The sequence below is a fragment of the Streptomyces thermoalcalitolerans genome (assembly GCF_039525155.1).
Classification (GTDB): Bacteria; Actinomycetota; Actinomycetes; order Streptomycetales; family Streptomycetaceae; genus Streptomyces; species Streptomyces thermovulgaris.
The window spans coordinates 1-19,642 of the sequence record NZ_BAAAHG010000008.1 but is presented as its reverse complement, the minus strand read 5'-3'; the positions used below and the strand labels follow the sequence as shown (position 1 = coordinate 19,642).

At 70.7% G+C, this 19,642-nt stretch carries 19 protein-coding genes; 10 read left to right on the top strand and 9 right to left on the bottom strand.

From position 1 onward, the window contains the following. Nucleotides 1-21 precede the first annotated feature (21 nt). Nucleotides 22-1,092, bottom strand: coding sequence for a M4 family metallopeptidase (locus ABD224_RS07280; RefSeq protein WP_344048105.1), 1,071 nt, complete (start codon nt 1,090-1,092; stop codon nt 22-24). A 403-nt stretch (nt 1,093-1,495) separates the two neighbouring features. Between ABD224_RS07280 and leuA the strand changes: the two genes are divergently transcribed. The 5 genes from leuA (at nt 1,496) to ABD224_RS07255 (ending at nt 6,589) form a co-directional block, all read left to right on the top strand. Next, on the top strand, nt 1,496-3,217 hold the full coding sequence (gene leuA, locus ABD224_RS07275; RefSeq protein ID WP_344048103.1) for a 2-isopropylmalate synthase: 1,722 nt from the start codon (nt 1,496-1,498) through the stop codon (nt 3,215-3,217). Between the two features lie 207 nt (nt 3,218-3,424). Next, a complete protein-coding gene (locus ABD224_RS07270; protein WP_344048101.1) occupies nt 3,425-4,123 on the top strand; it encodes a TerB family tellurite resistance protein in 699 nt (232 codons plus the stop codon). Nucleotides 4,124-4,395: 272 nt separating this feature from the next. After that, nucleotides 4,396-4,866 (top strand): protein-tyrosine phosphatase family protein, encoded by a 471-nt coding sequence (locus ABD224_RS07265; RefSeq protein WP_344048099.1) that lies wholly within the window; start codon nt 4,396-4,398, stop codon nt 4,864-4,866. 69 nt (nt 4,867-4,935) lie between these two features. Further along, nucleotides 4,936-5,682 (top strand): DNA repair protein RecO, encoded by a 747-nt coding sequence (gene recO / locus ABD224_RS07260; protein WP_344048097.1) that lies wholly within the window; start codon nt 4,936-4,938, stop codon nt 5,680-5,682. Nucleotides 5,683-5,752: 70 nt separating this feature from the next. Continuing rightward, nucleotides 5,753-6,589 (top strand): isoprenyl transferase, encoded by an 837-nt coding sequence (locus ABD224_RS07255; RefSeq protein WP_344048095.1) that lies wholly within the window; start codon nt 5,753-5,755, stop codon nt 6,587-6,589. Between the two features lie 159 nt (nt 6,590-6,748). On the opposite strand, the gene ABD224_RS07250 is transcribed toward ABD224_RS07255, so the two are convergent. From ABD224_RS07250 to ABD224_RS07235, 4 genes are all read right to left on the bottom strand, one after another. Continuing rightward, nucleotides 6,749-7,165, bottom strand: coding sequence for a Fur family transcriptional regulator (locus ABD224_RS07250; RefSeq protein ID WP_344048093.1), 417 nt, complete (start codon nt 7,163-7,165; stop codon nt 6,749-6,751). A 58-nt stretch (nt 7,166-7,223) separates the two neighbouring features. After that, nucleotides 7,224-8,171 carry a metal ABC transporter permease gene (locus ABD224_RS07245; protein WP_344048091.1) on the bottom strand — a complete coding sequence of 316 codons (948 nt, stop codon included), beginning with the start codon at nt 8,169-8,171 and terminating at the stop codon, nt 7,224-7,226. Next, nucleotides 8,171-8,938, bottom strand: a complete 768-nt coding sequence (locus tag ABD224_RS07240; RefSeq protein WP_344048089.1) for a metal ABC transporter ATP-binding protein — start codon at nt 8,936-8,938, stop codon at nt 8,171-8,173. Before ABD224_RS07240 ends, ABD224_RS07245 begins: the two co-directional genes overlap by 1 nt. A gap of 65 nt (nt 8,939-9,003) precedes the next feature. Then, a complete protein-coding gene (locus tag ABD224_RS07235; protein ID WP_344048087.1) occupies nt 9,004-9,966 on the bottom strand; it encodes a metal ABC transporter substrate-binding protein in 963 nt (320 codons plus the stop codon). A gap of 184 nt (nt 9,967-10,150) precedes the next feature. Here ABD224_RS07235 and ABD224_RS07230 point away from each other — a divergent pair, with 184 nt between their 5' ends. Continuing rightward, nucleotides 10,151-11,533 (top strand): glycine--tRNA ligase, encoded by a 1,383-nt coding sequence (locus tag ABD224_RS07230; protein ID WP_344048084.1) that lies wholly within the window; start codon nt 10,151-10,153, stop codon nt 11,531-11,533. A gap of 126 nt (nt 11,534-11,659) precedes the next feature. Here the strand turns inward: ABD224_RS07230 and ABD224_RS07225 are convergent, their stop codons facing one another. After that, a complete protein-coding gene (locus tag ABD224_RS07225) occupies nt 11,660-11,911 on the bottom strand; it encodes a hypothetical protein (protein WP_344048082.1) in 252 nt (83 codons plus the stop codon). Nucleotides 11,912-12,229: 318 nt separating this feature from the next. Between ABD224_RS07225 and ABD224_RS07220 the strand changes: the two genes are divergently transcribed. The 4 genes from ABD224_RS07220 to dusB all read left to right on the top strand — a co-directional run bounded on the left by ABD224_RS07220 (nt 12,230) and on the right by dusB (nt 15,809). Beyond that, nucleotides 12,230-13,030 (top strand): thaumatin family protein, encoded by an 801-nt coding sequence (locus tag ABD224_RS07220; protein ID WP_344048080.1) that lies wholly within the window; start codon nt 12,230-12,232, stop codon nt 13,028-13,030. Nucleotides 13,031-13,044: 14 nt separating this feature from the next. Then, nucleotides 13,045-13,890, top strand: a complete 846-nt coding sequence (locus tag ABD224_RS07215) for a glycoside hydrolase family protein (RefSeq protein WP_344048078.1) — start codon at nt 13,045-13,047, stop codon at nt 13,888-13,890. Nucleotides 13,891-14,019: 129 nt separating this feature from the next. Beyond that, complete coding sequence (locus ABD224_RS07210; protein WP_344048076.1) at nt 14,020-14,454, top strand: septal ring lytic transglycosylase RlpA family protein; 435 nt, start codon at nt 14,020-14,022, stop codon at nt 14,452-14,454. A 215-nt stretch (nt 14,455-14,669) separates the two neighbouring features. Then, nucleotides 14,670-15,809 carry a tRNA dihydrouridine synthase DusB gene (gene dusB / locus ABD224_RS07205; protein WP_344048074.1) on the top strand — a complete coding sequence of 380 codons (1,140 nt, stop codon included), beginning with the start codon at nt 14,670-14,672 and terminating at the stop codon, nt 15,807-15,809. A gap of 125 nt (nt 15,810-15,934) precedes the next feature. On the opposite strand, the gene ABD224_RS07200 is transcribed toward dusB, so the two are convergent. The 3 genes from ABD224_RS07200 to ABD224_RS07190 form a co-directional block, all read right to left on the bottom strand. Next, nucleotides 15,935-16,072, bottom strand: a complete 138-nt coding sequence (locus tag ABD224_RS07200) for a methionine/alanine import family NSS transporter small subunit (protein ID WP_344048072.1) — start codon at nt 16,070-16,072, stop codon at nt 15,935-15,937. Continuing rightward, a complete protein-coding gene (locus tag ABD224_RS07195; RefSeq protein WP_344048070.1) occupies nt 16,072-17,637 on the bottom strand; it encodes a sodium-dependent transporter in 1,566 nt (521 codons plus the stop codon). The genes ABD224_RS07200 and ABD224_RS07195 overlap by 1 nt, the downstream gene beginning before the upstream one ends. Before the next feature lie 228 nt (nt 17,638-17,865). Next, on the bottom strand, nt 17,866-19,642 hold a 1,777-nt coding region (locus ABD224_RS07190; protein WP_425580930.1), incomplete at its 5' end, for an alkaline phosphatase family protein.

The following is a 19,642-nucleotide window of genomic DNA, read 5'->3' as shown; positions in this document are numbered from 1 at the left end:
GGAACTGTGTCTAGTACGGGACTACCGGGTCCGCACCCCCACCTGTTCCCACGCCTTCCGCACGGCCTCGAGCTCGTCGCCGTCGCCGTACCGTTCCCGGGCCGCCCTCACGGTGAGCGTGGCGAAGTCCGTGAACTGCGCGTCCACCTCCAGCCGGCCGCCGGTCAGGACGTCGTACCAGATCTGCCCGGCCCTCTCCCAGGCGTGGCCGCCGAGCGCGGTGGCGACCAGGTAGAAGGCGCGGTTGGGGATGCCGGAGTTGATGTGCACGCCGCCGTTGTCGCTGCCGGTGTGGACGTAGTCGTCCATCGTGGCCGGCTGCGGGTCCTTGCCGAGCACGTCGTCGTCGTACGCCGTGCCGGGTGCCTTCATCGAGCGCAGCGCGGTGCCGCTGACGCGCGGGCCCAGCAGGCCCGCGCCGATCAGCCAGTCGGCCTCCGCGGCGGTCTGGCCGAGCGCGTACTGCTTGATCAGCGAGCCGAAGACGTCGGCGATCGACTCGTTCAGCGCCCCGGACTGGCCGAAGTAGGCCAGGTTGGCGGTGTGCTGGACGACGCCGTGGGTCAGCTCGTGGCCGATGACGTCGACCGCGATGGTGAAGTCGAGGAAGATCTCTCCGTCGCCGTCCCCGAACACCATCTGCTCGCCGTTCCAGAAGGCGTTGCTGTACTGCTCGCCGTAGTGCACCGTCGCGTCCAGCGGCATGCCCCTGCCGTCGATCGAGTCGCGCCCGTACGTCTCGAGGTACAGCTCGAAGGTGGTGCCGAGCCCCGAGTAGGCGCGGTTGACCGTGGCGTCCTTGCCGGGCGGGCTTCCCTCGCCGCGCACCTTCCTTCCGGGCAGACGGGTGCGGTGCTGGGCGTCGTAGATCGTGCGGTGCGGCTGTCCGTCCGTCCGGCCGGCGGGCGGGGCGACGGCGGGTGCGCCGATGACGGTGGTCAGCCGGCGGCGGGTGCGTTCGAAGGCGTCGCGCTCCAGGGTGCGGCGGGCGGGCCCGGAGAGCGCGGGGTCCGTGTTGCGTGCCAGGCGGTCGAGGACATGGGGCGGCACGATGGTGCAGAAGACGGGCTCGAGGCCCCCGTTGGTCGTCATGTTCGGAACCATGGCACTGTGTGACGGCTCTGTCACTACCCGCAACCGTGATTGATGAAAAACAGGGGAGGCAAACCCCGCCCGGGGGTGAAGTGGCAGGGGTGCGGAAGGCTGTGGCGGACACGGGGGAACGCGGGGGAAGCAGACGTGATGCCGCACACTTTTTGTCCGATTCACTCCTTCTCTGTTCTTCCTGTTCCGCATACTGAAACAGGGCCGCGCATCCGGTGCGGCTCGGTTAGGCTGCGGAGCACCATGCGTTTCGGGCTGCTTCTCCTTAGTTGCCGCGGCGAGGGCCTGTAAGTCGAAGGCCGACCCCCTCCCCGCGGTGTTTGGCGTTGCGCCGTCGGCCGTCATCCGGTCCCCGCGAATTCGCGGAACGTCCCGAGGAGCCCACGCAGCCATGGCGAACCGTCAGCAGCCCAGCCCCATGCCGATCCACAAGTACGGCCGCTACCAGCAGGTCGACCTGCCCGACCGCACCTGGCCCGACAAGCGGATCACCGTCGCCCCCCGCTGGCTCTCCACCGACCTGCGCGACGGCAACCAGGCCCTGATCGACCCCATGTCGCCCGAGCGCAAGCGCCGGATGTTCGACCAGCTGGTCAAGATGGGCTACAAGGAGATCGAGGTCGGCTTCCCGGCCTCCGGCCAGACCGACTTCGACTTCGTGCGCTCGATCATCGAGGAAGAGGGCGCGATCCCCGAGGACGTCACGATCTCCGTCCTGACCCAGGCCCGTGAGGACCTGATCGAGCGGACCGTGGAGTCCCTGAAGGGCGCCCGGCGGGCCACCGTCCACCTGTACAACGCCACCGCCCCGCTCTTCCGCCGGGTCGTCTTCCGTGCCTCCAAGGACGAGATCAAGCAGATCGCCGTCGACGGCACCCGCCGGGTGATGGAGTACGCCGAGAAGCTGCTGGGCGACGAGACCGAGTTCGGCTACCAGTACAGCCCCGAGATCTTCACCGACACCGAGCTGGACTTCGCCCTCGAGGTCTGCGAGGCGGTCATGGACGTCTGGCAGCCGGGTCCGGACCGCGAGATCATCCTCAACCTGCCCGCCACGGTGGAGCGTTCGACGCCGTCCACGCACGCGGACCGCTTCGAGTGGATGCACCGCAACCTGTCCCGGCGCGAGTACATCTGCCTGTCGGCCCACCCGCACAACGACCGCGGCACGGCCGTCGCCGCCGCCGAGCTGGCGCTGATGGCCGGCGCCGACCGGGTCGAGGGCTGCCTGTTCGGACAGGGCGAGCGGACCGGCAACGTCGACCTGGTCACCCTGGGCATGAACCTGTTCTCGCAGGGCATCGACCCGCAGATCGACTTCTCCGACATCGACGAGATCCGTCGTACGTGGGAGTACTGCAACCAGATGGAGGTCCACCCGCGCCACCCGTACGTGGGCGACCTGGTCTACACGTCCTTCTCCGGCTCCCACCAGGACGCCATCAAGAAGGGCTTCGAGGCGATGGAGGCCGAGGCCAAGGCCAAGGGCGTCACGGTCGACGACCTTCAGTGGGCGGTGCCGTACCTGCCCATCGACCCCAAGGACGTCGGCCGGTCCTACGAGGCCGTCATCCGCGTCAACTCGCAGTCCGGCAAGGGCGGTGTCGCCTACGTCCTGAAGAACGACCACAAGCTGGACCTGCCGCGCCGGATGCAGATCGAGTTCTCGAAGATCATCCAGGCCAAGACGGACGCCGAGGGCGGCGAGGTCACGCCGAAGGAGATCTGGGAGATCTTCCAGGACGAGTACCTGCCGAACCCGGAGAACCCCTGGGGACGCATCCAGCTCAAGACGGGCCAGTCCACGACGGACACGGACGGAGTGGACACCCTCACGGTGGAGGCCACCGTCGACGGCGAGGACACCGTCCTGACCGGCACCGGCAACGGACCGATCTCGGCCTTCTTCGACGCCCTGCAGTCCATCGGCATCGACGTACGCCTGCTGGACTACCAGGAGCACACGCTGAGCGAGGGCGCCTCCGCGCAGGCCGCCTCCTACATCGAGTGCGCGATCGGCGACAAGGTGCTGTGGGGCGTCGGCATCGACGCGAACACGACGCGTGCGTCGCTGAAGGCGGTCGTCTCGGCCGTCAACCGGGCGGCGCGCTGACCGCTCGACCGGTGTGCGTCCGGGCCCCGGCCGCCTCGACGGGCGGCCGGGGCCCCGTCGTACGACCGCCCTGTGCGACCGTCGTATATCGGCCATCTGTTCGCACGGAGCGCGGGGAGGGTCCGTCCGGGTGCTGACTCCACCTCGCCGGTGTGGCTAACATCACGCCAGCGCGGCGATGCCGCCGTGCGGTTACGGAGGTGCGACGTGCTGCCTGTACGGGGACGAAACGGCCGTGCCGCCAGGCTTGCCCGGATGCTGGGCACCCGTACCACATGGACACCGGTCGGCGACGGCGAGTTCTTCTGCCCCGGTTGCGGCGGTGACCGCAACTACCAGCGCCTGAGCGGTCGCCGGCGCTTCACCGTCCTCGGCGTGCCGCTGCTGCCGCGCGGCACGGCGGCACCGGTGGTCGAGTGCGCCGCCTGCGGCGGCCGCTTCGGCACGGACGTCCTGGACCACCCGACCACGGCACGCTTCTCGGCGATGCTCCGCGACGCCGTGCACACCGTCGCCCTGGCCGTGCTGTTCGCGGGCGGCACCGGCTCCCGCACGGCTCTGGAGACCGCCGCGGCCGCGGTCCGCGCGGCCGGCCTCGCCGACTGCACCGAGGAACAGCTGGCCGCCCTGGTCGAGGCCCTGGCCGAGGACACCGGACGCGTCCGCGACGGCCGGCCGTGCGGCGCGGGCCTGGCCATAGAGCTGCACGAGGCCCTCGATCCCCTCGCCCCCCACCTGGCCCCCGCGGGCCGCGAGTCGATCCTCCTCCAGGCCGCCCGCATCGCCCTGGCGGACGGCCCCTACACCCCCGCCGAACGCGACACCCTCGCCACGGTCGGCGCGGCCCTGACCATCCGCACGGACGACGTCACCCGCCTGCTGGCGGCGGCCCGCACCCCCTCCTGACCGACCGCGGTCCCCGCACCGGTTGTGCCGCGGCCGGGCACTCCCGGCTCTTTTTCCGCCGGTTTTCTCGTTGGTTTTCCCGCCGGTCCACCGCCGGTCCGTCGCCGGTCCGCCGGCAGCACCTCCGGCTGCGCCGTGGGCGGGCGGCCGACGGCGCCGTGCACCTGCGCGCTGCCGTGATCGCGCCCGGTGAACGCACGGCCCTCGCGGCCGCCGGCTTGTAGGGTCGCCGGACGGTGACGGCACCGTCCGAGACCGAAGGGGGAAGGCCCATGTCCGCGCCCGTGAACGACCGCCACGAGCACCACCTGTGGGACGAACGGACTCCCGGGGTGCTGCGGCTGCCGTCCGGACGGCTGGTGCGGGGCAGGGGACTGCGCCACCCCCTCGACCCGTCGGCGCCGCTCCCCTCGTACGGCGTCTACCTCCTGGGCAAGCGCCCCCCGGAGTTCCCCTGGGAGACCCACTGGCTGCGCTGGCCGGACTTCCGCCTTCCGGCGGACCGGGAGACGGCCCGCGCGGTCCTCACCCGTGCCTGGGAGCGCGCCGCCGGCGAACGCGTCGAGCTCGCCTGCGGCGGCGGCCGGGGACGCACCGGCACGGCGCTGGCCTGCCTGGCGGTCCTCGACGGCGTACCGCCCGAGGAGGCGGTGGCGTACGTCCGTGCCCACTACGACCGGCGCGCGGTGGAGACCCCGTGGCAGAAGCGGTACGTACGCCGCTTCACCCGCCCGTCCGGCTGAGCCGGGCTGAGCCGGCGGGAGCGCGGGCCGCGGTCCGGCGGGGACGGGCCGTGGGCGACAATGGGGGACATGAGTCTGTTCCGCGACGACGGCATTGTGCTGCGCACCCAGAAACTGGGTGAGGCGGACCGGATCATCACCCTGCTCACCCGCGGACACGGGCGGGTGCGCGCCGTGGCCCGGGGCGTACGGCGGACGAAGTCGAAGTTCGGGGCCCGGCTGGAGCCGTTCTCGCATGTGGACGTGCAGTTCTTCGCGCGGGGGAGCGAGCTGGTGGGCCGGGGGCTGCCGCTGTGCACCCAGAGCGAGACCATCGCCCCCTACGGCAGCGGGATCGTGACCGACTACGCCCGCTACACCGCCGGAACGGCCATGCTGGAGACCGCCGAGCGGTTCACCGACCACGAGGGCGAGCCGGCCGTCCAGCAGTACCTGCTGCTCGTGGGCGCCCTGCGCACCCTCGCCCGCGGCGAGCACGCCCCGCGCCTGGTGCTCGACGCCTTTCTGCTGCGCTCGCTGGCCGTCAACGGGTACGCCCCCAGCTTCAGTGACTGCGCCCAGTGCGGGATGCCCGGCCCGAACCGTTTCTTCTCCGTGGCGTCCGGCGGTTCCGTCTGCGCCGACTGCCGGGTGCCCGGCAGCGTCGTCCCCTCGCCGCGGACACTGGAACTGCTCGGCGCGCTGCTCACCGGGGACTGGGCGACCGCGGACGCCTGCGAGCCGCGGTACGTCAGGGAGGGCAGCGGGCTGGTGTCCGCCTATCTGCACTGGCACCTGGAGCGCGGACTGCGCTCCCTGCGGTACGTGGAAAAGTAGTACGCCCGAGCAGCAGTCCACACCGGTTCACCACCCACACCGGTTCACCACCGAGGAGACGAGAAGCACCATGGCCGTACGCGGGATCCTGGGGCGTCAGCGCCGTGAGTACCGGACGCCTGAGCCGCACCCCTCCGGTGCGCGCCCGCCGAAGCTGCCGGGCGAGCTGATCCCCGCGCACGTGGCGATCGTCATGGACGGCAACGGCCGCTGGGCCAAGGAGCGCGGCCTGCCCCGCACCGAGGGGCACAAGGTCGGTGCCGAGCGGGTGCTGGACGTCCTCCAGGGCGCCCTCGAGATCGGCATCGGCAACGTCTCCCTGTACGCCTTCTCCACCGAGAACTGGAAGCGCTCGCCCGACGAGGTCCGCTTCCTGATGAACTTCAACCGCGACTTCATCCGCAAGACCCGCGACCAGCTCGACGAGCTCGGCATCCGTGTGCGCTGGGTGGGCCGTATGCCCAAGCTGTGGAAGTCGGTCGCCAAGGAGCTCCAGATCGCCCAGGAGCAGACCAAGGACAACGACCGGCTCACCCTGTACTTCTGCATGAACTACGGCGGCCGGGCCGAACTGGCGGACGCCGCCAGGGCACTGGCCGAGGACGTCAGGGCCGGCCGGCTCGACCCCGCCAAGATCAGCGAGAAGACCATCCAGAAGTACCTGTACTACCCGGACATGCCGGACGTCGACCTGTTCCTGCGTCCGAGCGGCGAGCAGCGCACCTCCAACTACCTCATCTGGCAGAGCGCCTACGCCGAACTGGTCTTCCAGGACGTCCTGTGGCCCGACTTCGACCGCCGCGACCTGTGGCGGGCGTGCGTCGAGTACGCCTCCCGGGACCGCCGCTTCGGGGGCGCGATCCCCAACGAGGAGCTGCTGGCGATGGAGGGCAAGCAGCAGCAGTAGGGCGTGGTGACGGGACGCCCTCGAGGGGCGTCCCGAGGCGACGCGTCCTGAGTCCCGGGGCCTGAGTCCCGGGGCCTGAGGTCCCGGGGCCTGAGGTCCCGGGGAAAGCCCGGGAAACGTCGTGAGGGGGCGCTCAGCGCCCCCTCAAGCCCTCTGGGGTCAGTTGCTCGCGGCCGCGCACTCCGCGCACGTGCCGAAGATCTCCACGGTGTGGGAGACGTTGACGTAGCCGTGCTCCACCGCCACCGCCTCCGCCCACTTCTCCACCATCGGCCCCTCGACCTCGACCGCCTTGCCGCAGGTGCGGCAGACCAGGTGGTGGTGGTGCTCGTCGGTGGAGCAGCGGCGGTAGACGGCCTCGCCGTCGGAGGTGCGCAGCACATCGACCTCGCCCGCGTCGGCGAGGGACTGCAGGGTGCGGTAGACCGTCGTCAGGCCCACCGAGTCGCCCCTGTGCTTCAGCATGTCGTGCAGTTCCTGCGCGCTGCGGAACTCGTTGACCTCGGCGAGGGCCGCCGCGACAGCGGCACGCTGCCTGGTCGCGCGCCCCCTCACGGGCGGTCCAGCGGTGGTCACCGGTTGCCTCCTTAGGTCAGGGCTTGCCGGCCATTGTGCCAGCCGCGCCCGCGGGCGGTCAGGTGCCGGCCCGGTCGGCCGTCCCCCGATCGGCGGGCTCCCGGCCGCCGGTCTCCTGGTCGGCGGTCTCCCGGCCGGCCGGGAGCGCGTACTCCGCCGGCTCCCCGGCCGGGCGTGCCGCGGCCAGTGCCCGTGCGCGCCGCCGGGCCAGGGGAGCGGCCAGAGCGGTGAGCGCGATGAACACGGCGATGGTCAGCAGCACGATCGTCGCGCCGGGCGGCACGTCCTGGTAGTACGAGGTGACCGTGCCGCCGATCGTGACGCTCACCCCGATGGCGACGGCGATCGCGAAGGTCGCGGCGAAGCTGCGGCTCAGCTGCTGGGCGGCGGCCACCGGGACCACCATCAGCGCCGAGACCAGCAGCAGTCCGACCACACGCATCGCGACGGTCACCGTCACCGCCGCCGTGACGGCCGTCAGCAGGTTCAGGGCGCGCACCGGCAGCCCGGTCACCCGGGCGAACTCCTCGTCCTGGCTGACCGCGAACAACTGGCGGCGCAGGCCCAGGGTGACCAGGACGACGAAGGCCGCCAGCAGGCAGATCGCCGCCACGTCCGACGGCGAGACCGTCGACAGCGAGCCGAACAGGTACGAGGTCAGACTGGCGCTGGAGCCGCCGGGGGCGAGGTTGATGAACAGCACACCGCCCGCCATGCCGCCGTAGAAGAGCATCGCCAGGGCGATGTCGCCGCGGGTGCGGCCGTACCAGCGGATCAGCTCCATGAGCACCGCGCCGAGGACGGAGGCGGCCGCCGCCGTCCACACCGGGGAGGCGGACAGCAGGAAACCGAGGCCGACACCGGTCATGGCCACATGGCCGATGCCGTCGCCCATCAGGGACTGGCGGCGCTGGACGAGGTAGATGCCGATGGCGGGGGCGGTGACGCCGACCAGGACGGCGGCGAGCAGGGCCCGCTGCATGAAGGCGTAGGTCAGGAGTTCCATCAGCTCAGCAGTCCCGTGCGGATCGGGCCGGCGCCCGAGGAGTCGTGCGGATGGACGTGGTCGTGGCCGGGCAGGGCGTGCTGGCCGACTGCCCGCGGGGGCGGGCCGTCGTGCACGACACAGCCGTCGCGGAGCACCACCGCCCGGTCGATCAGGGGCTCCAGGGGCCCCAGTTCGTGCAGGACGAGCAGCACCGTCGTACCGGTCGCGACCTGCTCCCGGAGGGTGCGCGCCAGGACCTCCTGGCTGGCCAGGTCGACGCCCGCCATCGGCTCGTCCATGATCAGCAGTTCGGGTTCGGCGGCCAGCGCGCGGGCGATCAGCACACGCTGGTGCTGACCGCCGGAGAGGGTGTCGACGGAGTCCTTCGCACGGTCCGCCATGCCGACCAGCTCCAGGGCGCGGTGCACGGCCATGCGGTCGGCCCTGCGGAAGAGGCCGAAGCGGGTGCGCGACAGCCGGCCCGAGGAGACGATCTCGGTGACCGTCGCCGGGACGCCGCCCGCGGCGGTCGTGCGCTGCGGGACGTAGCCGACCCGCGACCAGCCGCGGAAGCGGCGCAGCGGGGTGCCGAACAGGTCGATCCGGCCGGAGCTCACCGGCACCTGGCCGATGACGCTGCGTACGGCCGTCGACTTCCCGGAGCCGTTGGCGCCGAGCAGCGCGACGACCTCGCCGCGCCGCACGGTGAGGTCGACGCCGCGCAGAACGGGGCGTGCGCCGAGTTCCGCGGTCACTTTGTGCACGGCTATGACGGGTTCGCCCATGATGCCGTCCTCTCCGTCCTCTCCGTGCTTGCGGTGGTCCCCGTGTTCCCTTTCGCCCCTGCCGCTCACTCGGCGCCCAGCGCCTTCCGCAGCGCCGTGAGGTTGGCGTCCATGACCTGGAAGTAGTCGGTGCCGCGGGACGCGTCGGTGATGCCCTCGATCGGGTCGAGGACGTCCGTCCTCAGGCCTGCGTCCCTGGCGAGGGTCTTCGCGGTTCTGTCGCTGACGAGCGTCTCGTGGAAGACGGTCGTGACGTTCTCGGCCTTCGCCGTCCTCTCCAGCTCCCTCACCCGGGCCGCGCTGGGCTCGGACTCCGGGTCGAGACCGCTGATGGCCTTCTCGTCCAGGCCGTAGCGCTCGGCGAGGTAGCCGAAGGAGGCGTGCGTGGTGATGAAGGTCCTGGTCCTGGTGTTCCTCAGGCCGGTCTCGTACCGGGTGTGGAGCTCGTCGAGCTTCTTGACCAGGGCCTCGGTGTTCCTGCGGTAGTCGGCCGCGTGGGCCGGGTCGCCCTTCTCGAAGGCCTTGCCGACGCCCTGGGCGATCTGGGCGTAGCGCACCGGGTCGAGCCAGACGTGCGGGTCCCGGCCGCCGTGCTCCTCGCCCTCGTGGGCCTCCTCGTGCGTGTCGTGGGCGTGCCCGTCGCCCTTCCCGCCGTGTTCCCTCAGCGTGGTCAGGGAGGCCGCGTCGATCTTCGTCTTGATCTCCGACTGGGCGACGGCCTCGTCGACGGAGGGCTGCAGGCCCTTGAGGTAGAGCACCGCGTCGGACTCCTGCAACTGCGCGGTCTGCCGGGCGCTGATCTCCAGATCGTGCGGTTCCTGGCCCGGCTGGGTGAGACTGGTGACGTGAACGTGCTTCCCGCCGATTTGCTCGGCGAGGAAGGCCATCGGGTAGAACGAGGCGACGACGTTGTACGTACCGCTACTGTTGCCTGCCGCGTCAGAGGAGCAGGCGGAGAGGGATCCGAGGCCGAGGGCGATGACCGCCGCGGCCGCGGTCCCGGGTATGAGGCGTCGTCGTACGTTCATGACAGTCATTTTCAACTAACATGGAAACCGTTGTCAACAAGCCTCCTTGGAGGGGCGGACGAGGGTCAAAAGGGCCCTTAACCGGCATCGATTTGGTCGAGGGGGAGCCCTCGCCGGTACCCTGAGGCATTCGCCCTGTGAAGCGTCTCGCTTCGTCGCCCGTCGTCGTATTGAAGAGAGCACCGTGGCCGCCGACAAGATCGACACCATCGTCAGCCTGAGCAAGCGCCGAGGCTTCGTTTTCCCCTGCAGCGAGATTTATGGCGGACAGCGCGCCGCCTGGGACTACGGTCCCCTGGGTGTCGAGCTCAAGGAGAACCTCAAGCGCCAGTGGTGGCGCTCCATGGTGACGGCTCGTGAGGACGTGGTCGGCATCGACTCGTCCGTGATCCTGGCCCCCGAGGTCTGGGTCGCATCCGGGCACGTCGCCACCTTCACGGACCCGCTGACGGAGTGCACCTCCTGTCACAAGCGGTTCCGCGCCGACCATCTGGAGGAGGCGTACGAGGAGAAGAAGGGCCGCGCGCCGGAGAACGGTCTCGCGGACATCAACTGCCCCAACTGCGGCACCAAGGGCCAGTTCACCGAGCCCAAGCAGTTCTCGGGCCTGCTCTCGACCCACCTCGGCCCGACGCAGGACTCCGGCTCCATCGCCTATCTGCGTCCCGAGACCGCCCAGGGCATCTTCACCAACTTCGCCCAGGTGCAGAGCACCTCGCGCCGCAAGCCGCCGTTCGGCATCGCCCAGATGGGCAAGTCGTTCCGCAACGAGATCACGCCGGGCAACTTCATCTTCCGCACCCGCGAGTTCGAGCAGATGGAGATGGAGTTCTTCGTCAAGCCCGGCGAGGACGAGAAGTGGCACGAGTACTGGATGGAGCAGCGCTGGAACTGGTACACCGGCCTGGGTCTCCGTGAGGAGAACCTGCGCTGGTACGAGCACCCCAAGGAGAAGCTCTCCCACTACTCCAAGCGCACCGTCGACATCGAGTACCGCTTCAACTTCGCCGGCAGCGAGTGGGGCGAGCTCGAGGGTATCGCCAACCGCACCGACTACGACCTCAGCTCCCACTCCAAGGCCTCCGGCCAGGACCTGTCCTACTTCGACCAGGAGGCCGGCGAGCGCTGGACGCCGTACGTCATCGAGCCCGCGGCCGGTGTCGGCCGGGCGATGCTCGCCTTCCTGCTCGACGCCTACGTCGAGGACGAGGCGCCCAACGCCAAGGGCAAGATGGAGAAGCGCGTGGTGCTGCGCCTGGACCACCGCCTGGCCCCGGTGAAGGCCGCGGTGCTGCCGCTGTCCCGCAACCCGGAGCTGTCCCCGAAGGCCAAGGACCTCGCCCAGGCCCTGCGCCGGCACTGGAACATCGAGTTCGACGACGCCGGCGCGATCGGCCGCCGCTACCGCCGCCAGGACGAGATCGGCACGCCGTACTGCGTCACGGTCGACTTCGACACCCTGGAGGACAACGCGGTCACGGTCCGTGAGCGCGACTCCATGAAGCAGGAGCGGGTGTCGCTGGACCAGGTCGAGAGCTACCTGGCCGGCCGCCTGGTGGGCTGCTGACCGGAACGCCACGGCAACGACGTACGGCCGCCGAGCGACTCGGCGGCCGTACGTGTGTCGAGTACGCGTGCCGAGGGGGAGGCGGGTGCGACGGCCGCCGCGCCGGACAGTCGTCGCTCCGGACGGTCATCGCGTCGGAAAGCCGTCGCGCCGGGACGCCGCCGGGTCGACCGTCGCCTGGTGGACCTCGGCCAGATGCTCCTCGGCCCGCGGCCCGGGCAGGAGAGCGCGTTTCCGCCAGCCGCAGGTGTCGCAGCCGAGCAGGGCGCCGAACAGGGGCAGGCCGGCCGTGCGGCGGACGCGCACGACGTGCCGGCGGCCGTGCCGGTCCCAGCGGCTGATCTCACTCCGGTCGGGTTGCCGCACCGTACGGGACATGGGCGGAAGTCTGCCTCAGGTGCGGCCCCGCCGGGGCGGAAAGCGAGGGATCGGCGGCCGCCCGGCCGCCGTGCGGGCGGGCGGAAGATGGCCGGAATCCTTCGCCACTTGGTGCAGACCATTGACAGGCGGGGGTGGAGGCCACTGTCATGTGGCCGTCAGTTCCGGACCGGCCGAGAGTGCGGTTTGTCATGAACAGATCCAAAAGATGAACCGCAGTGACCGACGGCGCGCCCCACGGTGATGTCAGGCGCCTCGCCCGCCGCCCGGTCCGCTGACCCAACCCCCCACACTCCCCGCGCCTTCCTTGGAGGAGACGTGCGCAGAATTCTGACCACGCTCGCCGCGGCGGCCGCCGCCGTCCTGGTGGCGGCGGCGCCGTCCACGAGCGCGTCGTCCGGCGCAGGCCAAAACGCCGCCCCGGTGTCCCACCGGACCGAGGCGGCCGCTGCCGCGGCGGCCCCCCACACGGTCACGTTCGTCAACCGCACCGGACGCACGGTGTGGGTCGGCAGCGCCGTCAACAACGACGGCTCCAGGCCGCTGACCGGACTGCCGGTGCTGCAGCCCGGCCAGTCGGCGACCATCACCATCCCCGAGACCTCCGCCCCCGGTCACTGGCGCGGCAAGTTCTTCGCCCGCATGGGCTGCAGCGGCACCTCGGGCAGCACCTTCCACTGCCAGCTGGGCGACTGCGGCAAGTACGCCGACCGCTGCGAGACGAGCGAACAGCCGGTCAGCCTCGCCGAGTTCAACTTCGACACCGCCGACGGCCTGGCCCCCTGGTACAACGTCAGCTACGTCAACGCCTTCTCGGTGCCCATCACCATCACCCCGGTCAACGTCGGCCCCGGCGGGGGCGGTTGCGCCACCATGGGCTGCTCGACCAACCTGCTGCCGCTGTGCCCGCCCGGGAACCTCACCCGGTGGCCCGACGGCAAACCGATGCTGTGCACCAACCCCAACCGGGACGCCAAGACCCCCTACAGCGACATGATCGCCACGCACTGCCCGCGGGCCTACGGCTGGTCGCGGCATGACCAGGAGCCCGGCAACCAGGTGATGCAGCAGTGCAGTTCGTGCAGCGGCTTCACCGTCGAGTTCCACGCCGGCGCGTGACGGGAGCGACAGGCATGCGCAGCATACGCACCGTCCGGCTGCTGTCCGTCCTGCTGGCGGTGCTGGCCATGTTCGCCGCGGGCGGCACGGCGGGAGCCGCCGGCGGCGCCCCCGCCGCCGCGGACGCGGTGAAGAAGAAGGGCGTCAGCGCCTGGAACTTCCCCGGCGTCACCGACGCGCTGCGGGACTCGCGCTCCGGCTGGTTCTACACCTGGGCGTCGGACCCGCAGCAGATCACCGCCCCGTCCGGCGTGGAGTTCGTCCCCATGATCTGGGGCCCCGGCTCCGTCACCGACGCCGAACTCGACCGGGCCCGGCGGAGTGGCACCAGCCTGCTCGGCTTCAACGAACCGGACCTGCCCGGACAGGCGAACATGAGCGTCGAGCAGGCCCTCGACCTGTGGCCCCGGCTGCAGTCCACCGGCCTGCGGCTCGGCGCCCCCGCGGTCGCCTACGGCGGCGACACCCCCGGCGGCTGGCTCGACCGCTTCATGCAGGGCGCGGCGGCCCGCGGCCACCGGGTGGACTTCATCCCGCTGCACTGGTACGGCTCCGACTTCGACCCCACTCGTGCCACCGGCCACCTCCGGTCGTACCTGCAGGCGGTGTACAACCGCTACCACAAACCGATCTGGCTCACCGAGTACGCCCTGACCGACTTCTCCTCCGGGACCCCGCGTTACCCCAGCCGGGCCCAGCAGGCGGAGTTCGTACGGCAGTCCACCGCCATGCTGGAGCAACTGCCGTTCGTCGAGCGCTACGCGTGGTTCACGCTGTCCACCAGCCGCGGTGACGGCACGGGCCTGTACGACGGCACGACCGCGAACGAGACGGGCGTCGCCTACCGCAACGCCGGCTGACAGCCGGCCCGCCCTCCCGGGCGCTCTCTCCCCGCGTGACGTCACGACGGTCACGACGCCACGACGGTCGTGACGTCACGCCTTCCCATCCGCACGACGCCCCAAGGCGCCTTGAGAAAGGAACCCCCCATGCGCCGTGTCCTTCCGCTGCTGCGACCGGCCGCCGCGGCGGCCGCCGTGTGCGCGCTGCTGGCCGCCGCTCCCGCCAGCGCCGACGCCACCGGCTCCGTGAGCCCGAGTGCCGACACCTGCTGGGCGACGCACTACGGCCCCCAGCCGCCCGGTGCGCTGACCGCCAGCGGTGAGCTGTTCGACAACAACGCCGACACCGCGGCCACCTCCCTGACCCGCTCGCCGCAACTGCCGTTCGGCACCCGGGTGAGGGTCACCAACGTCGCCAACGGCGCCTCCCTGGTCGTCCGCATCAACGACCGCGGCACCTTCCGGCAGACTCCGCAGGAACCCAAGTGCCTGGACCTGACCGACGGCGCCTTCAGCCGGCTCGGCGGCAGACTCAACCCGGACGACGGTCATATCGTCGTCACCCAGGAGGTCCTGGGCTGATCCGAGGCCACGGCCGTGCGACGGCCGCCCGGTGGGACCGCGCCCGTCCGCGGTCCCACCGGGCGGCCCCCGGCCCGGACGGGACCATCGGCCGACCGCGAGCACCGGCCGCCGCCGGTGGCCGGGCCCGGGCAGGGGTGACAGCGCAGCGGATCCAATAGTGCGGTTAACTAATGAGCTGTACAGGTTTCTTGTCGATGCGCGACAATGGGGAAATGCCCACGTCCAACTTCTCCCTGCAGATCGGCCCGCACAGCGTCCAGCCGCCGGTGGTCCTGGCCCCCATGGCCGGCATCACCAACGCGCCCTTCCGCACCCTGTGCCGGGAGTTCAGCGGAGGCAAAGGGCTGTTCGTCAGTGAGATGATCACCACGCGGGCACTGGTCGAGCGGCACGACAAGACCATGCGGCTGATCACGTTCGGCGCGAGCGAACAGCCGCGCTCGATCCAGCTGTACGGTGTGGACCCGGCCACCGTCGGCAAGGCCGTCCGCATGATCGCGGAGGAGGACCTGGCCGACCACATCGACCTGAACTTCGGCTGCCCGGTGCCCAAGGTGACCCGCAAGGGCGGCGGCTCGGCCCTTCCCTACAAGCGCAACCTGCTGCGGGCCATCCTGCGCGAGGCGGTCCGCGGCGCCGGTGACCTGCCCGTCACGATGAAGATGCGCAAGGGCATCGACGACGACCACCTCACCTATCTCGACGCCGGCCGGATCGCGGCCGAGGAGGGCGTGGCGGCGATCGCGCTGCACGGCCGTACGGCCGCCCAGCACTACGGCGGCACGGCGGACTGGGACGCGATCGCCCGGCTGAAGGAGCACGTCCCCGAGATCCCCGTGCTCGGCAACGGCGACATCTGGTCGGCCGAGGACGCGCTGCGGATGGTGCGGGAGACCGGCTGCGACGGCGTGGTCGTGGGGCGCGGCTGCCTGGGCCGGCCGTGGCTGTTCGCCGATCTGGTGGCGGCCTTCGAAGGGCGCGACGACTTCACGAGGCCGACGCTGCGCGAGGTCGCCGATGTCATGGTCCGGCACGCCACGCTGCTGGGCGAATGGCTCGGCGACGAGTCGCGGGGCGTCGTCGACTTCCGCAAGCACGTCGCCTGGTATCTGAAGGGCTTCTCGGTCGGCTCCGAGATGCGCAAGCGGCTCGCGCTCACCTCCTCGCTCGAGGAGCTGCAGGCCGGCCTGGACGCACTGGACCTCGACCAGCCCTGGCCGGCCGGCGCAGACGGGCCCCGCGGCCGTACGTCCGGCAACAACCGGGTGGTGCTGCCGGAGGGCTGGCTCGACGACCCGTACGACTGCGCACGTGTCGGCGAGGACGCCGAGCTGGACACCTCCGGCGGCTGACCGGCGTCTCCCACCAGCCGGACCGGATGGATCGACCGGATCGTCCGGCTGGGGCGAACGAACGCACGGCGCGGCGCCCCGGGCGGGGCGCCGCGCCGTGTCGGTCCTGTCCGTGTACGGAGGGCTCAGGCCGTCGGCTGCGTCGGGGCCGTGTCGTCCTCGGGCTGCTCGGGGTGGCGGCGCAGCTGGACGACAGCACCCACCAGACCGCCCCAGACGATCACGATGGCCACGATCAGCATGATGATCGCACTCGCCGACATCAGTTCCTCTCCTTCTCCCGTGCGTCCTGTGCGTCCCGTGCCGCCGAGCCGGTGTCCGTGCCCGCCTCGAGGGCGGCCTCGGAGTCGGCGGAACGCCAGGGCAGCAGGCTGAGGAGCACGGCGACGAGCAGCGCCGCCGCGGCGACGCCCCAGCCCGCCCAGAGCAGGAACTGCGTCGGGTAGGCCTCGTAGTTCTCGGCGAACTCCGCGCGCAGGCTGTCGGTCATCATCCAGCCGAGCACCAGCGGAGTGATGATGCCGAGGCAGACCAGCCACCAGCGGCCGAGCGGGATCGCGGAGGTCTCGTTGGCGTGCCTCTGGAAGACGGGCAGGCGCCGCAGCAGCCAGCCCACGGCGATGAGCACGATCAGCGCGGCGAGGGCGATGCCGTACTGGTTGATGAAGTGGTCGGCCGCGTCCAGCACGTAGATGCCGCTGTCGGTCGGGAAGACGAGAATCGACACCAGGGCGATGGCCCCGCCGACCCCCAGGGTCGCCGGGAGCCGGCCCAGGCCGGTGCGGTCCTGTACGGCGGCGATGACGACCTCCACGATGCTGATCAGCGAGGTGAGGCCGGCGAGCACCAGCGAGGCGAAGAACAGCACGCCGAACAGGGTGCCCATCGGCATCTGGGAGATCACCGTCGGGAACGCCACGAACGCCAGGCCGATGCCGGAGCTCACGACCTCGTCCACCCCGACGCCCTGGGCCGCGGCCATGAAGCCGAGGGTGGCGAACACACCGATGCCCGCGAGGATCTCGAAGGCGCTGTTGGCGAAGCCGGCCACCATCGCGGAGCCGGTGAGGTCCGAGCGCTTCCGCAGGTACGAGGCGTACGTGATCATGATGCCGAAGCCGATGGACAGCGAGAAGAAGATCTGTCCGTAGGCGGCGACCCACACGCTGCCGTTGCCGAGCGCCGACCAGTCCGGCCGGAACAGGCCGTCCAGGCCCTGGGCGGCACCCTCGAGCGTGAGCGCACGGACGACGAGGATCGCGAAGAAGACCACCAGCAGCGGGATGAAGAACTTGTTGGCCTTCTCGATGCCGTTGCGGATGCCGAGCGCCAGGATGACGAGCACGACCGCCCAGACCGCGATGAGCGGCCAGAGCACACCGCCGACGTAGGAGGACATGAGGCCGGGCTTCTCGGCGGCCTGGAGGAAGTTTCCGAAGAAGAAGCCGTTGGGGTCCTTGCCCCACTGCTCGCCGAAGGAATAGCCGATGTAGCGCACCGCCCAGGCGATGATGACGGCGTAGTAGGCGGCGATCACGAAGCAGATCGCGGCCTGCCACCAGCCGAGCGCTTCCGTGGGTCTGGCGAGTCCGCGGAAGGCCGCCGGGGGCGATTTCCGGAATTTGTGCCCGATCGCGTATTCGAGGACGAGCAACGGAATACCGGCGGTCAGCAGCGCGACGAGATACGGCAGCAGGAAGGCCCCGCCACCGTTCTCATAGGCAACGGCGGGAAAACGCCAGATGTTGCCGAGACCGACCGCCGACCCGATCGCGGCGAACAGGAAGCCCGCGCGGCTTCCCCACTGCTCGCGGGAGGGACTGGACATGAACACGTTTCCTTGGTCATCTTCTTTTGCGCAGAGCGGCACGCTAGCAACAGAAGTGCCTGATGAACAGGGGTCTGTGCAGGATGCACGCACTTGTTACCGCTGCCCGGCGCGCAGTGCCGTCAAGAGGCGCGCAGGGGCTGCGCGGCTGAGGGGGCCGTTGCGGTCGCCGGGCGGACGGTGACACGGAACGTGTTCGTGATCCGGTAGCTCTCTGTACGGATGTCGTTACTTTTGCAACGTTCCCTGGCCTCCGGCCGGGTGGGGGACGGAACCGTACGCGGTCAGGAAGCGGTTGCGGAAGGCGTCCATCCGCCACACCGGGGCGTCAGGGGCGGGCCGCAGACCGTCGGTCCACCCCCAGTCGGCGATCTTCTCCAGGACCTTCGGGTCCTTGGCGACGATGGAGACCGGTACGTCCCGGCTGGCGTTGCTGCCGCTGACCTGGGCCTTGGGCTGGTGGTCGCCGAGGACGACGAGCACGGTGTCGTCCTTGGCGTAGCGCTCCATCCACTCGGTGAGGGCGGTCAGCGAGTACTGGACCGACTTGCCGTACTCCTCGCGGGAGCGGATCGGGTCGGTGATGATGTCCGCCGCCTTGACGCCGGACGCCTCGATCTCCTTGAAGACCGAGCCGTCGCCGAGCTCGTCCCAGCCGACCATCCTCGGGATCGGCGCCCAGGGCTGGTGGCTGGAGGTCAGGATGACGAACGAGGTCAGCGGCTTGTCGCGCTTCCTGCCGTGCTCCAGGCGTTCGAACGCCTCCAGGGCGTACTGGTCGGGCATGGTCGACCAGCTGAACTTGGGTCCCCTGTAGCCCATCTGGAAGGCGTTGTAGACCTTGTCCAGGCCGTACCACTTGGCCTCCGGCCAGGTCTTCTGCACGCCCGGCATGATGCCGACCGTGTCCCAGGCGCCGGTCTTCCTGAACACCTTGGTCAGGGTGAGGTGGTCGCCGGCGGTCACCGTGCGGTAGCGGCTGTGGTTGTCGATCCACAGGCCCGACATGAACGTGGAGTGGCCGAGCCAGCTGCCGCCGCCGTACGTCGCGGAGGTCAGCCAGCCGCTCTTGGCGTGGAAGCCCTTCTCGGCCAGGGCCCGGGTGCCGGCCTCGAGAGTGCGGTTGACGCCGGGCGCCATGATCGGGTCCTCGATCGCGCTGCGGCCGTAGCTCTCGATGAAGGTGAAGATCATGTCCTTGCCGCGCAGGTCCGGCACGAGCTGATCGGCCGGGGTGTCGCCGAACGGGTCGGCCTTCGCCATCCGCGCGAACTCCCGCTCGTCCTCGAGCGTGGTGCGTATCCCCTCCTGGCGGTACTCGAACATCGCGACCGTGTGCCGGGAGGCCACCGGGAAGCCGGAGATCCGCAGATCCAGGGCCGCGCACAGCATCCACAGCACGCTGAGGAGCAGCAGTCCGCGCATCGAGCGGGTCCTGTCGCGGCCGAGGAAGGTGCCGATGCGGACGACCGCGAGCGTCATCAGGACGAGCAGCGCCAGGACGAGGAGCACGACACCGACGGCGGCGAGCAGGGCGACGGTGCCGCCCAGGGTGTCCGCGAGATACGACTGGGCGTCGTCCAGCAGCTGCCAGTCCAGGATCACGTTGAAGCCGCGGCCCAGGTACTCGTGGAACTGGATGTCCATCAGGGCCAGCACGGTCAGCGCACCGAGGACCAGCCCGCCGAGCGCCGCCGCCACCGTGCGGGGCCGGCGCGGCAGCACGATCAGCAGGGCTCCCCAGAGCAGCAGTTCCACCGGCAGCCGGGTGAAGGTCGCGACCTTGAACTGGTCCGGCTTGTTCGGCAGCAGCAGGGCGACGACGACCAGGAGGAAGGCGAGGACGGTGACGGTGCGGGACGGCACACGGGCGGGTGCCGGGTGCGCCTCCCGCCGGCGCCGGAAGCCCTGCCGGACGGCGCGGGGGCCGAGGGCGCGGAGGAGACGGAGGGGGCGCGGGGCGGCTGCCTCCGGCTGAGGGGCCCGGGGCCGGGCGGCGGCGGGG